Origin of the sequence: Palleronia pelagia (assembly GCF_900110115.1) — a bacterium.
Taxonomy (GTDB): domain Bacteria; phylum Pseudomonadota; class Alphaproteobacteria; order Rhodobacterales; family Rhodobacteraceae; genus Palleronia; species Palleronia pelagia.
The window spans coordinates 193437-205565 of record NZ_FOCM01000002.1; the positions used below are offsets into that span (position 1 = coordinate 193437).

Consider the following 12129-nt stretch of genomic DNA (forward strand, 5'->3'; position numbering starts at 1 on the left):
CGGTCAGGCAAGATACCTTGGCAGAAGCTCACGTTTTCTCCTCCGACAGGTCGCGGCCCTTGCGCTGGTGGCGGCGATCCTCGTCGGGACCGGCGGCGTCGGCATCGCGGACCAGCCGCTCCTCGCCCGCGAGGCACATGAAGCGGCGGCCGCGCATCCGGCCGATGAGGGTCAGTCCCACCTGCTGCGCGATCTCGACGCCCCAGGCGGTGAAGCCCGAGCGCGAGGCCAGCACCGGGATGCCCATATGGGCGCACTTGATCACCATCTCGGACGTCAGCCGCCCGGTGGTGTAGAGGATCTTGTCGGCCGGGTCCGCGCCCTCGCGCAGCATCCAGCCCGCCACCTTGTCCACCGCGTTGTGGCGGCCCACGTCCTCCATGTAGACCAGCGGCCGATCCTGCCGGCACAGCACCGTGCCGTGGATCGCCCCCGCGGTAAGGTAAAGCGACGGGGTCCGGTTGATCCGGTCGGCCAGCGCGTAAAGCCAGCTTGTACGCACCTCGGCCTGCGGCAGGCGCAGCCCTTCGAGACCCTCCATCATGTCGCCGAACACGGTCCCCACGGCGCAGCCGCTGGTGCGGGTCTTCTTCTTCAGCTTTTCCTCGTGATCGGTGGGCCGGTCGGTGCGGACCACGACGACCTCGAGCTCGTCATCGTAATCGACGCCGGTCACCGCCTCACCGTCGCGCAGCATGCCCTGGTTGCGTAGGAATCCCAGCGCCAGGTACTCGGGGTAGTCCCCGATGGTCATGGCGGTCACGATCTCCTGCCCGTTGAGGTAAATGGTCAGCGGCCGTTCCTCGACAACCGCGATGTCCTGCTCGCGGCCCTCGTGATCGACGCCGCGTACAGCGCGGGTCAGCCGTGCAGCGTCGGGGTCGGGTGCGATGAGATAGCCGCCATCACCAGATGTCATTTGATCTTCGCGCATGTCCGGGCCAAGTCCCCTTTCGTTTGGACGATCAGGATAAGAGGTCCGCATGGGCGCCACCACCGCGAAATCGGCCTTCGGGCAAGGTGTTTTGCTTGGGCTGCCCTTCATCCTGGTCATCGTGCCTTTCGGCGCACTGTTCGGCGTGGTGGCGACCGAGGCCGGGCTGGACTTGTGGGCGACCATGGGATTCTCGGCGCTGGTCATCGCGGGCGCGGCGCAGTTCACCGCCCTGTCGCTGATGGGCGAGGACGCGGCGACCTGGCTGGTGATCGTGACCGCGCTGGCGGTGAACCTGCGGATGGCGATGTACTCGGCCGCGCTGGTGCCGCATCTGGGGGCCGCGCCGCTGTGGCAGCGAGCCTGCGCCGCCTACTTGCTGGTGGACCAGACCTTCGCGGCGGCCAGCGCGACCTATGATCAGCGGCCGGAGATGGACCTGCGCGCCAAGCTCGCGCTGTTCTTCGGCATCGCGACGCCCATCGTTCCGCTCTGGTATGTCTCGTCGCTGGCGGGTGCCCTGCTGGGCGCGAGCATTCCCGAGGCCTGGGCGCTGGATTTCGCGTTGCCGCTGACCTTCATCGCCATGCTCGGGCCGATGCTGCGGACGCTCGCCCATGTGGGCGCGGCGCTGGTCAGCATCGTGCTGAGCCTGGCCTTCGCCGGCCTGCCGGCGGGCGTGGGTCTGCTTCTGGCCGGTGGGGCGGCCATGGTCACCGGCGCACTGGTCGAAACCTGGTCGGAGCGGCGGACATGAACGGCGCCGAGGTCTGGATCGTCATCCTCGCGCTGGGCGCCGGGACGTACCTGATCCGCTTTTCCTTCCTGGGGCTGATCGGGTCGCGCCGCCTGCCGGAATTCGTGCTGCGCCTGCTGCGCTATACCCCGGTCGCCCTGTTCCCGGGCATCATCGCGCCGCTGGTGCTGTCGCCCGCGGCGACCGACGGGCAGTTCGACCCGGCCCGGGGTCTGGCCGCGCTGTTCACGCTGGGCGTGGCGCTGGTCACCCGCAACATGCTGGCCGCGATCGCGGCCGGGGCCGTGTCGCTTTATACCTTCCTGTGGTTGCTGGGCTGACCGACGGAGCCGGTCAGCCACCAGCGAATCAGAGGAAGAAGTTCTCGGGCGGCTGGAAGTCGGGGTCGAAGGTCACGCCGTGGCTCGTGTCCACGTTGCTCTGGTCCGACCGGAACGAGGTCACGCCCGGAAGCGCGCCGAAATCGTCCCGCAGCGCGTTGGGGAACCAGGTCGAGCCTACGTCGAAACCAACCTCGCGCAGCATCCCGCTGGTCGAGCGGGCGCAGGTGGCCCGGTTGGCCGAACCGTGGGCGGCGGCCAGCGCGATCAGGCGGTCGGCTTGGGCCAGAGACACCGACTTGGTCTGCGCAATGACGTGGTGCGTGTCACGCACGTGATAGTCGACATAGACCTTCCGGATCCGCTCGGTGATCCCGTAATGCAGGTCGCCCCGCTCGGGCACGTGCGGATGTCGGAATGACCCGGCCGGATCCCACAGAACCCGCTGCGAGCCGTTGATCAGCAGCGCGGTGTGCTGGCCTTCGCCGGACTCGGTCTTGATCACGGTATAAAGCGTGATCTCGGCCGGGCCGTCGTGGACGTAGGCACGCCGCTGGACCTCGACCATGGGAGCGGGCGCGAAGGTGTCGGCCCCGCCACAGGCGGTCAGAAGCGCGAGGGCGCACAGCGCCACGAACTGTCGGATCATCGAGATCAGCCGTTGATCAGGGCCAGGAGGATCAGCGCGACGATGATCACCACCACCGTGCGGACGGTCCAGCGGACGAACCCGTTGAAGGTCTTCTCCTGCTCGGAAATATCCATCGAACCGTGGGAATGTTTGGCCATGTCTGCGCTCCGTCTCTTGGCTACCGGCAGGATGATAGACGATTCACGACGGGCTGTCATGGTGCGAAATCGTCCCGGCGGACCGATCCCGCCGACCTAGCCCTCGGCCGGCGCGGCGGCCCCGAGATCGGCGGCCAGTTGGAAGCCGATGCGCCGGGGCGCCGCGTCCGCACGCGCCTTGGGCAACGCGCGCAGCATGACCGACAGCTGGGTGACATGCTGCACCAGCTGCGTGCGCGCCCCGGTCGGGTCGGTGCCGTAGAACGTCACCATGTCCGGGTCGAAATAGCCCATCCCCTCGATCCGCATGACACCCGCCGCGTCGCCGGCGAAGGCCATGGCGACCTCGTGGGTTTCGTCCAGCTGCTCCTCGAACTTCTGGATGTAGAGGATCATCCGCTGGTAGGCCCATTCCGCCGGGCTTTTCGCCTTGCGCGGCCCTTCGGTGACCGCCGCGGGCAGCGGGGCGTCCTCGATGCCCTCGGCCTCGGGGTCGCTGTGGACGGCATGCGCGCGGGGCAGCATGGCGTCCTCCATTGCCTCGGCGGCGGTGCGCACGTCGCTTTCACCGGTCATTGCAGCACCCGGCGCACGGAGTCGGCGAGCAGGCGGACGACCGTGATCTGGTTGAGGTATCCCGTCTGCGGCAGGCTCACCTGCGCCTGGTAGCGGCGGATCGCGCGGCGCGTGTTTTCGTCGAACTGCCCGTCGACCCTGCCGGGATCGAGCCCCTCGGCCGCCAGGCGCTGTTCGATGGCCTGCCGGGTGATCGACGTCAGCCCCAGCTGCGCCTCGGCCGCTTCCGCCTCGGAATTCGCCTGCGCCCCCTGCCCGCGCAGCTGGTCCAGGCGGTTGCGGGCCGTCTCGGCGAACCGGCCCTGCGGGAAACGGTCGAGGAAATCGGCGTAGCCCGCCGCGCTGTCACGCGCGCGCGCGGTCTCCCAGGCCTGCCGCTCGGCCCGGTCGGCCTCGGCCCCGCGCATGTCGTCCAGCCGCCGGCGCGCCTCGTCCGCGAAATTGCCGTCGGGATAGCGCGACAGGAACGCCTCCAACCCGTCGATGCTGCGGCCCTGCCCGGTTTCGGCCCAATACGACTCCTCGGCGGCAGCGCGCAGTTCGGCGCGGCGGCGCGACTCTTCCTCCAGTTCGGCGGCGCGGGTGGCGGCCTGCGCGTCCAGCGCGGCGATCTGGTCGCGGTCGAGATAGCCTGTCACCGTCCGCCCGTCGCGGCCCTGCCAGCTGCGGATGGCGCCGCGCGTGCCGGGACCGAACACGCCGTCGATGCCCCGTGTATCATAGCCCAGCAGGACAAGGTCCCGCTGGATCGCCTGCCGCTCGGACGCGCTCAGGCCCAGCGCGTCCTCGGCCCTGCGGGCCAAGCGGTCGGGGTCGTTGCGGATGTCGTCCAGCCGGTCCTCGGCGCGGTCGACGAAGGCGCCATCGGGATAGGCCATCAGGTACTCGATGAATCCTGCCTCGCTGTCGGCGCGCTGGGCCTGCTCCCACAGGTCGCGCTCGGCCCCGCTGGGGCCCTGCTGCGCCGGCAGGATCGAGATGGTGCGGCTTGTTCGCTCGGGCAGGAAGGACAGTCCACCGGGCGCGAAGCCCTGCACCGTGCCGCCCGCATCCTCCACGCCTGCCGAGATGCCGGCGCCCGGCCGGGCCAGCGTGTCGCGCAGGATGTCCCGCGCGGCCGTGGGCGTGGCGCGGATGACGGTGACGCCCTGCGGGATGTCCAGCCGCCCGATACCCGGCGACAGGCCCAGCCCGCTGGACGTGCCGCGATCATCCGTCGCCAGCACCAGCACGGCGCGACCCGGCGCGTTCGACAAGAGCCCCATGACAGCCGACAGCGGCACTGCCGACAGGGCCGTGTCGATCAGCGATGCGCCCTCGGCCTCGATGGGCAGGTAATAGCTCTCGTCGCGGCTGCTGACGAAGCGGCCCGACAGCGCGACCAGCACACCGTCGGCGCGGCGGCCCTGCTGTTCCAGCTGGCGCAGCGCTGTGGACAGGCTGTCCCGGTCGGCATCTTCCAGCACCTGCAGATCCAGCCCCGCGCCCCGCAGCGCGTCGCGCGCGTCTAGAATGGCGTCCCCCCGGCGCAGCGGTTCGGCCAGGTCGTAGCGGGCATTGCCCACCAGCAACCCGGCCTCCTGCGCGCGCAGGGCGGCAGGCAACATCAGGGCAAGGGTCAGAAGCAGCGGCAGCAGGCGCCAGGGGGCCATGGTCTATCCTTCGTAGTCGCGTTGGTCGTCGATGACCTTGCCGTCGCGCGGCAGGTCGCCCGGGGCGGCAATGCGCACCGTCCCGCGGAGTTTCAGGATGTCGCGCAGCGCCGCCTCGTAGGTGGCGGTCTCGCGCGGCTCGGCGGTCTCGAGCGCGACTTCCATCGCGTCGGCGTCGCCCATCCGGGTGACCGTGACGCGCGCCCGGTCGACCTCGGGCAGGCTGGCGACCAGCTGGGCCACCTGCTCGGGGCGGACGAACATGCCCTTGATCTTGGCGGTCTGGTCCGCGCGGCCCATCCAGCCCTTGATGCGCATGTTGGTGCGGCCGCAGGGGCTTTGCCCGGGCAACACCGCCGACAGGTCGCCGGTCGCGAACCGGATCAGCGGGTAATCGGGGTTCAGCGTGGTCACCACGACCTCACCCACCTCGCCTTCGGGCACCGGGTCGCCGGTGCCGGGGGTGACGATCTCGACGATTACGCCCTCGTCCACGATCATGCCCTCCATCGCCGGGCTCTCGTAGGCGATGTTGCCCAGGTCCGCCGTGGCATAGCACTGCAGGCAGGCGATCCCCCGCTCTGCATAGGCCTCGCGCAGGGACGGGAACAGCGCACCGCCCGACACGGCGGCCTTGTCGATCCCGAGATGCAGGCCCAGCTCGTCAGCCTTGTCGAGAAGCACTTTCAGGTAATCCGGCGTGCCGGCATAGGTCGTCACGCCCATCTGCGCGGCGGCGCGGACTTGCAGCTCGGTCTGGCCGGTCCCCGCCGGCAGGACGATGGCGCCCACCGCCCGCGCGCCGGATTCGAACATCATGCCCGCGGGCGTCAGGTGGTAGCCGAAACAGTTCTGCACCACGTCGCCCGCGCCCACGCCGCAAGCGCGCAGGAACCGGCCAAGGCGGAACCAGTCGCCGTCTATGCGCCCGGGCTCGTAGATCGGACCCGGCGACTGGAACACATGGGTGAAGCGGTCGAGCGGCGCCGCATATCCCCCCAGCGGTGGCGCGGCCTGCTGGGCGGCCACAAGATCGGCCTTGCGCAGGACGGGTAGCGCGGCCAGCGCCGCCGCATCGGTCACTCCCGCTACGGCCACATCGGCCAACGCGCCGTTGCCTGGCAACGCCTGCGCCCGCGCGATTTGCGCCGGCAGCGCCTCGGCCAGGTCGGCGGCGCGCGCCTCGACGCTCCTGAATTCCAGATCGGTCATCATCGTCTCCTCCACATGGGCCATGGGCGCCCGAAAGCCAAAGACGCGCCACCGTTATCCGATAACGCGCCTGCCCGTCCCTTCATCTTTCCGAAAATACCTCTTGGAGATCGGGGGGCGCGCCCCCGCCCCTCACGACAGCCAGCGCTTGCGGCGGCGATAGGACCGCGTGTCGCGGAACGACTTGCGGCCCTCGTCGGACATGCCGAGGTAGAACTCCTTCACATCCGGGTTCTCGCGCAGGTCCGACGCCTTGCCGTCCATCACCACGCGTCCCGACTCCAGGATGTAACCCTGGTGGGCGAAGCGCAGCGCGACGTTGGTGTTCTGCTCGGCCAGAAGGAAGCTCACGCTCTCGCGCTCGTTCAGATCCTTGACGATGCCGAAGATCTCCTCGACCAGCTGGGGCGCAAGACCCATGGACGGCTCGTCCAGCAGGATCGTCTCGGGGCGCGACATCAGCGCCCTGCCGATGGCGCACATCTGCTGCTCGCCGCCCGAGGTGTAGCCGGCCTGGCTCTTCCGCCGTTCCTTCAGCCGCGGGAAATAGGTATAGACCAGCTCCAGGTCCTCCTCGACTTTCGTGCGCCCGTCGCCACGGGTGTAGGCACCCGTCAAAAGGTTTTCCTCGATGGTCAGGTGCTCGAAGCAGTGGCGGCCTTCCATCACCTGGATGACGCCGCGCTTCACCAGGTCCGAGGGCAGCATGTCCTGCACCCGCTCGCCGCGATACAGGATCTGGCCCTTCGTGACCTCGCCCCGCTCGGATTTCAGCAGGTTCGAGATCGCCTTCAGCGTGGTGGTCTTGCCCGCGCCGTTGCCGCCCAGAAGCGCGGTGATCCCGCCCTTCGGCACCTTCAGGCTCACGCCTTTCAGCACCAGGATGACCGAGTTGTAGATCACCTCGATATTGCGCACCTCGAGCAGGGCGTCGTCGCCGTCCTCCCCGGCCGCCTCGCGGCTTAAGGTCTGGGTATGTGACATTGGCGTAGCTCTCCTCTCCTGACTACTTACTCTGTCCCGGCGCCGGGGCTGAGCGCAAGCGCCCCGAGCTCCGCGGGCCCGAGCCAGTCGATGGGCACCGCCCGGCCATCCGCCAGGCCCTGGCGAAACAACGCGCCCGTGACGCAAGCGTCGAAGGCCAGGGCGCTGTCGCCGCAGGCGGCAAGGTCGACCTGACCGACCACGCCGCTCAGCCGCCAGTGGGGACGCTTGGCGGCGAAGTCGATCACGCGCGACACCGAATTGCGCAGCACCTCGTCCCCGAGGATCCGGAAGGCGCGCAGGAAATAATCGGGAAGCGTATCTCGCACCGGGCCGTCAGGCAGGTCCAGCGCGCCGTTCAGCACCACGCGCGCCTCGACCGTGACTTGACGCCCGGTTTCGCGCGCGACCTCGTCCCGGGCCGCGTCGACCGACGCAAGGAACAGCTGGTCGCGAAGGCCGCCGTCGTAATACAGTCGCCCGTCGATATTGCGCGGCGGGAACAGGCCCGGAACGGCGGCCGAGGCCAGAAGAGTCTCAGTCAGGCAATCGCGTTTGCGATCGATCGGCAGGTTCGATCCGGCCAGCGCGCCAAGATCGAAGACCTGCGCGCGTGTACTTTCCAGATCGACGGCCGAGATCAGGGTGCGTGCGCCATCGGTATCGCGCGCACCCAGCGCCGCGATAAGATCATCGCTCAGCTGCGTGCGGATCAGCCGTTCCAGCGGCGCGGGGTCCGACAATGCGGGCGCGCGCAACAGGCCCGGGCCGCGAATGCGGCGCAGGACCGATGGCTCGTCAAGCCCGTTCCAAGGGGACAGCAGCGGATCGAATCGAGGACCGGCCTGCGCGACCACCGACAGGATCGCACCTGCGCTCACCCCCGTGACAAGATCAAAGGCGGGCCGCGGCGTCCGCGCGTTCTGAGACCAACCCGTCAGGAACCCGGCGCCGTAGGCGCCGTACTGCCCGCCTGCCGACAGGACCAGCACGCGCAGAGTCAGCGGCGTCCGATCGCCTGTGGTCGCAGCCCGGTCGCGGATCGTGTCGGCCACGCGCGCGCGGGCTTCGCCCATCGTGATCAACATTCCCCCCGCACCGTCCGGCGGCGGGGCGATCAGCGCGGGATCGGTTGTCGATTGCGATACCGGCGCGACGGCCCGATCGACGGCCGTCGGGCCGCACATCCGGGGCGGCGCCCGTTCGAAGCTGCACCCGCCGAGGGCAAGGCCCAGCAGAAGCGCTCCGACCGACGGACGAAAAAGGCCGGGGCAGCGTGCGCCGCTCCGGCCGTGATCGCATGTTTCAGCGACGCGCATACGCCGATTACTGGCAGGCCAGTTCGATGTTGTTCTCTTCGGCGTAGGCCATCGAGTCTTCCTGGACGAGCCGCGCGATCAGCTCCTGGTCCGACTGGATGTAGTCGGTCAGGACCTCCCACTTGCCCTCGCTCGCGTTCCACTGGTTGATCGCGGCGCGGCCGGACCCGCCGTGGTTCTCGCACGAGGCGCTGAAGGTGGGGCCGAAGCCGGCAAGGCCCAGCTCGGCCATGCTTTCCTCGGTCATCTCCAGCTGCTCCAGCCCGTCTCGCATCATCGCGGGGGTGATGGCGCTGGTGCCATGGATCTCCTGCGCCTTGCGCGCGCCCTCGGCGGCGATCATCGCGGCATAAAGGCCACGGTTATACAGCACGGTGCCGTGCTGATCGCCCGCGCCGGCCGCGTTGCCCTTGGACCAGACGTATTCCTCGAGGTCGTCGTAAAGCTCGAAATCCGATCCGACGGCGTGGAAGTTCAGCGCCTTGTAGCCATCGGCGCCCTCGCCCGCCGGGCGCACGTCGTTCTCGGACCCGGACCACCAGATGCCGATGAACTGGTCCATGGGATAGCGGATGTTCACGGCCTCCTGGATGGCGACCTGGTTCATCACGCCCCAGCCCCACATGATCACGTTGTCGGGGCGCTCACGGCGGATCTGCAGCCACTGCGACTTTTGCTCCTGGCCGGGGTGGTCGACCGGCAGCTCCAGCAGCTCGAAGCCATGCTCTTCCGACAGCTCGGTCAGGGTGCGGATCGGCTCCTTGCCGTAGGCCGAGTTGTGGTAGACCAGCGCGATCTTCTTGCCGCTCAGGTCACCACCGTTCTCGTCCAGCAGGTACTTGATGGCGACCGACGCGCCGTCCCAGTAGGTGGCGGGATAGTTGAAGACCCACGGAAAGACCTCGCCGTTCGACGCGCTCGTCCGGCCATAGCCCAGCGTGTGCATGGGGATGCCGTCGGCGCTGACTCGCGGGATCAGCTGGTAGGTAATCCCGGTGGACAGGGGCTGGTAGACGAGCGCGCCCTCGCCCTTGGTGGCCTCGTAGCACTCGACGCCCTTCTCGGTGTTGTAGCCGGTCTCGCACTCGATCATGTTGATGCGCTCGCCGCCGATGCCGCCGTCGCGCTCGTTGAGCATGGCGAAATAGTCTGCGTAGCCGTCGGCGAAGGGAATGCCGTTCGCCGCGTAGGGCCCGGTGCGATAGCTGAGCGACGGGAAGGTCAGCTCGGCCAGCGCGGGTCCCGCGGCCAGTGTGGCGCCCAGCGCCAGGGTTGTCAGGGTCTTCTTCATTTGGTCTTCCTCCCAAGTCCCGTTGCGCGGGACCGTCAGTGTTGCGCCCGGAGTTCGGACGTCTCTTTTGGCCCGGGTTCCCGGGCGGTGACCGAGCCTAGTGCGGGAACGGCCACAATCTCAACTTCTCCTTCGTGATGCGCCACAGCTGCGCCAGCCCGTGCGGCTCGACGATCAGGAAGAAGATGATCAGCCCGCCGACGATCATGTATTCCAGGTGCGCCGCCAGGTCCGTCGGCCAGCCCAGCCCGCCCACCAGCACGTTCTTCAGCAGCACCGGCAGCAGCACCATGAAGGCTGCGCCGAGGAAACTTCCCAGGATCGATCCCAATCCGCCGATGATGACCATGAACAGCACCAGGAACGACTTGTTGATGCCGAAGGCCTCGCCCACCTCGACCGCGCCCAGGTAGACGCTGAAGAACAGCGCGCCCGAGATACCGACGAAGAAGGATGACACCCCGAAGGCGCTCAGCTTCGCGCGCAGGGGGTTCACGCCGATGATCTCGGCCGCGATGTCCATGTCGCGGATCGCCATCCACTTGCGCCCCATGGCCCCGCGGGTGAGGTTGCGGCAGATCCAGGCAGACGCCACCACGAAGACCAGGCAGAAAAGGTAGACGGCCCAGGCCTGCGTCTCGGGCCCGGTGATGCGGAAGCCCGCCAGCGTGCGCTCGGGGGCGTTGATCTGCCCAGAGGCCGAGTAGTTGTAGAACCACGGCACCCGGTTGAAGAGCCAGACCAGGAAGAACTGCGCCGCCAGCGTGGCCACGGCCAGGTAGAACCCCTTGATCCGGAGCGACGGCAGCCCGAACAGCATGCCCACCCCGGCGGTGATGAAACCCGACAGGACGATGTGGATCGCGATGTTGATGTCGGGAAACGCCGTCATCAGCTTGTAACAGGCATAGGCCCCAACCGCCATGAAGGCGCCGGTGCCCAGGCTCACCTGCCCGCAATATCCCGTCAGGATGTTCAGCCCCATGGCCGCGATGGCGTATATCAGGAACGGCAGAAGCACCGCGTTCAGCCAGTAGTCGTTGATGACGAAAGGCACGAACAGCGCAGCCACCGCCAGGATCGCGAAATAGGCCGTGCGGTCCAGCCGGATCGGGAAGGTCTGCCCGTCCTCGCGGTAGGTCGTCTTGAAGTCGCCCGCCTCACGATAGAGCATCACGCACCCTCCCTTCCCATGTCGCGGGCCACGCGGCGTCCGCCGATCTTCATCTTTCCCGAAATACCTCGGGGGGCCGCGCAGCGGCGGGGGCAGAGCCCCCTCTCGGTCAAGGCCCGCGCCGCGCTACACACGTTCAATGATCCGCTCCCCGAACAGGCCCTGCGGCCGGAACACCAGGAAGATCAGCGCCAGCACGTAGGCGAACCAGTTCTCGGTCGCGCCGCCCACCAGCGGACCCACGAGGAACTCGAACAGCTTCTCGCCCACGCCGATGATCAGCCCGCCGACGATGGCGCCGGGGATCGAGGTGAAACCGCCCAGCATCAGCACCGGCAGCGCCTTCAGCGCGATGAGGCTCAGCGAGAACTGCACGCCCGACTTCGCCCCCCACATGATCCCCGCGACCAGCGCCACGAAGCCCGCGATGGACCATGTCAGAACCCAGATGAAATTCAGCGAGATGCCCACCGACAGCGCGGCCTGGTGGTCGTCGGCCACGGCGCGCAGCGCGCGGCCCTGCTTGGTGTATTGCGAGAACGCCACCAGTACGGCGACCAGCACGGCGGCGATGATCGTGGCGGTGATGTCCAGGTTGTCGATGAAGAAGCCGTAGCCGAACATGTTGAACGTGGCTTCGTCGATGGTGGTATTGATGCCCTGTGGCAGCCCCACGTCCAGCGTCTTGATGTCGGCGCCCCACATCATGTCGCCCAGCCCTTCCAGGAAATAGGCCAGGCCGATGGTCGCCATGAACAGGATGATCGGCTCCTGCCCGACCAGGTGGCGCAGCACGATCCAGTTCACCGCCCAGGCGAAGGCGATCATCACGACCATGGTCAGCAGGATCGCCAGCAGCGCGGGCACCTCCCATCCGAAGCCGTGGATATCGGTGCCGAAGACGGCGTTGATCAGGTGCTCGAACGGGACCTGGCCATCCATGATCCCCACCAGCGTCAGCGCGGCGAAAAGCGCCATCACCCCTTGCGCGTAGTTGAAGATGCCGCTGGCCTTGAAGATCAGCACGAAGCCCAGCGCGACAAGCGCGTAGAGAACGCCGGCCATAAGGCCGTTCAGCGTGACCTCGATGGCGAATAACAGCTGATCGGGCATTTCGCCCC

Annotated in this window: 13 protein-coding genes; 2 read left to right on the top strand and 11 right to left on the bottom strand. The window is 68.1% G+C overall.

The genetic code is table 11. The annotated features are described in order from the left end of the window. Positions 1–28: 28 nt before the first annotated feature. Complete coding sequence (gene fdhD / locus BMX96_RS05200) at positions 29–934, bottom strand: formate dehydrogenase accessory sulfurtransferase FdhD (RefSeq protein ID WP_236736966.1); 906 nt, start codon at positions 932–934, stop codon at positions 29–31. Positions 935–983: 49 nt separating this feature from the next. Between fdhD and BMX96_RS05205 the strand changes: the two genes are divergently transcribed. Further along, the gene (locus BMX96_RS05205) at positions 984–1691 is read left to right on the top strand and encodes an AzlC family ABC transporter permease (protein WP_091844551.1); all 708 of its coding nucleotides are present in this window, start codon (positions 984–986) and stop codon (positions 1689–1691) included. Then, positions 1688–2011, top strand: a complete 324-nt coding sequence (locus BMX96_RS05210; protein WP_091844552.1) for an AzlD domain-containing protein — start codon at positions 1688–1690, stop codon at positions 2009–2011. The genes BMX96_RS05205 and BMX96_RS05210 overlap by 4 nt, the downstream gene beginning before the upstream one ends. A 28-nt stretch (positions 2012–2039) precedes the next feature. Here the strand turns inward: BMX96_RS05210 and BMX96_RS05215 are convergent, their stop codons facing one another. The 10 genes from BMX96_RS05215 to BMX96_RS05260 form a co-directional block, all read right to left on the bottom strand. Further along, positions 2040–2660, bottom strand: coding sequence for a hypothetical protein (locus tag BMX96_RS05215; protein ID WP_073129477.1), 621 nt, complete (start codon positions 2658–2660; stop codon positions 2040–2042). A gap of 5 nt (positions 2661–2665) precedes the next feature. Further along, positions 2666–2800 (bottom strand): aa3-type cytochrome c oxidase subunit IV, encoded by a 135-nt coding sequence (locus BMX96_RS05220; RefSeq protein WP_073129476.1) that lies wholly within the window; start codon positions 2798–2800, stop codon positions 2666–2668. 96 nt (positions 2801–2896) lie between these two features. Continuing rightward, entirely contained in the window at positions 2897–3376 is a 480-nt protein-coding gene (locus BMX96_RS05225) for a DUF6173 family protein (protein WP_091844553.1), read from the bottom strand. Further along, positions 3373–5028, bottom strand: a complete 1656-nt coding sequence (locus tag BMX96_RS05230) for a peptidoglycan-binding domain-containing protein (RefSeq protein ID WP_091844554.1) — start codon at positions 5026–5028, stop codon at positions 3373–3375. Before BMX96_RS05230 ends, BMX96_RS05225 begins: the two co-directional genes overlap by 4 nt. A 3-nt stretch (positions 5029–5031) precedes the next feature. Next, positions 5032–6240: a phenylacetate--CoA ligase family protein gene (locus tag BMX96_RS05235; protein ID WP_091844838.1), complete on the bottom strand. Its 1209-nt coding sequence runs from the start codon at positions 6238–6240 to the stop codon at positions 5032–5034. 132 nt (positions 6241–6372) lie between these two features. Next, complete coding sequence (locus BMX96_RS05240) at positions 6373–7224, bottom strand: ABC transporter ATP-binding protein (RefSeq protein WP_091844555.1); 852 nt, start codon at positions 7222–7224, stop codon at positions 6373–6375. Positions 7225–7250: 26 nt separating this feature from the next. Then, the gene (locus BMX96_RS05245; RefSeq protein ID WP_175481664.1) at positions 7251–8312 is read right to left on the bottom strand and encodes a patatin-like phospholipase family protein; all 1062 of its coding nucleotides are present in this window, start codon (positions 8310–8312) and stop codon (positions 7251–7253) included. Between the two features lie 238 nt (positions 8313–8550). Continuing rightward, positions 8551–9834 (bottom strand): ABC transporter substrate-binding protein, encoded by a 1284-nt coding sequence (locus BMX96_RS05250; protein WP_091844557.1) that lies wholly within the window; start codon positions 9832–9834, stop codon positions 8551–8553. Positions 9835–9931: 97 nt separating this feature from the next. Continuing rightward, positions 9932–11008, bottom strand: a complete 1077-nt coding sequence (locus tag BMX96_RS05255) for a branched-chain amino acid ABC transporter permease (RefSeq protein WP_091844558.1) — start codon at positions 11006–11008, stop codon at positions 9932–9934. Between the two features lie 126 nt (positions 11009–11134). Further along, the gene (locus BMX96_RS05260; RefSeq protein WP_091844559.1) at positions 11135–12121 is read right to left on the bottom strand and encodes a branched-chain amino acid ABC transporter permease; all 987 of its coding nucleotides are present in this window, start codon (positions 12119–12121) and stop codon (positions 11135–11137) included. Positions 12122–12129: the final 8 nt, after the last annotated feature.

What these genes read in the sequence shown, in the direction of transcription:
- BMX96_RS05260 (WP_091844559.1), bottom strand. Translation starts at nt 12,121, where the DNA reads ATGCCCGATCAGCTGTTATTCGCCATCGAGGTCACGCTGAACGGCCTT.
- BMX96_RS05230 (WP_091844554.1), bottom strand. Translation starts at nt 5,028, where the DNA reads ATGGCCCCCTGGCGCCTGCTGCCGCTGCTTCTGACCCTTGCCCTGATG.
- BMX96_RS05255 (WP_091844558.1), bottom strand. Translation starts at nt 11,008, where the DNA reads ATGCTCTATCGTGAGGCGGGCGACTTCAAGACGACCTACCGCGAGGAC.
- BMX96_RS05220 (WP_073129476.1), bottom strand. Translation starts at nt 2,800, where the DNA reads ATGGCCAAACATTCCCACGGTTCGATGGATATTTCCGAGCAGGAGAAG.
- BMX96_RS05225 (WP_091844553.1), bottom strand. Translation starts at nt 3,376, where the DNA reads ATGACCGGTGAAAGCGACGTGCGCACCGCCGCCGAGGCAATGGAGGAC.
- BMX96_RS05215 (WP_073129477.1), bottom strand. Translation starts at nt 2,660, where the DNA reads ATGATCCGACAGTTCGTGGCGCTGTGCGCCCTCGCGCTTCTGACCGCC.
- BMX96_RS05210 (WP_091844552.1), top strand. Translation starts at nt 1,688, where the DNA reads ATGAACGGCGCCGAGGTCTGGATCGTCATCCTCGCGCTGGGCGCCGGG.
- fdhD (WP_236736966.1), bottom strand. Translation starts at nt 934, where the DNA reads ATGCGCGAAGATCAAATGACATCTGGTGATGGCGGCTATCTCATCGCA.
- BMX96_RS05205 (WP_091844551.1), top strand. Translation starts at nt 984, where the DNA reads ATGGGCGCCACCACCGCGAAATCGGCCTTCGGGCAAGGTGTTTTGCTT.
- BMX96_RS05250 (WP_091844557.1), bottom strand. Translation starts at nt 9,834, where the DNA reads ATGAAGAAGACCCTGACAACCCTGGCGCTGGGCGCCACACTGGCCGCG.
- BMX96_RS05235 (WP_091844838.1), bottom strand. Translation starts at nt 6,240, where the DNA reads ATGACCGATCTGGAATTCAGGAGCGTCGAGGCGCGCGCCGCCGACCTG.
- BMX96_RS05245 (WP_175481664.1), bottom strand. Translation starts at nt 8,312, where the DNA reads ATGTTGATCACGATGGGCGAAGCCCGCGCGCGCGTGGCCGACACGATC.
- BMX96_RS05240 (WP_091844555.1), bottom strand. Translation starts at nt 7,224, where the DNA reads ATGTCACATACCCAGACCTTAAGCCGCGAGGCGGCCGGGGAGGACGGC.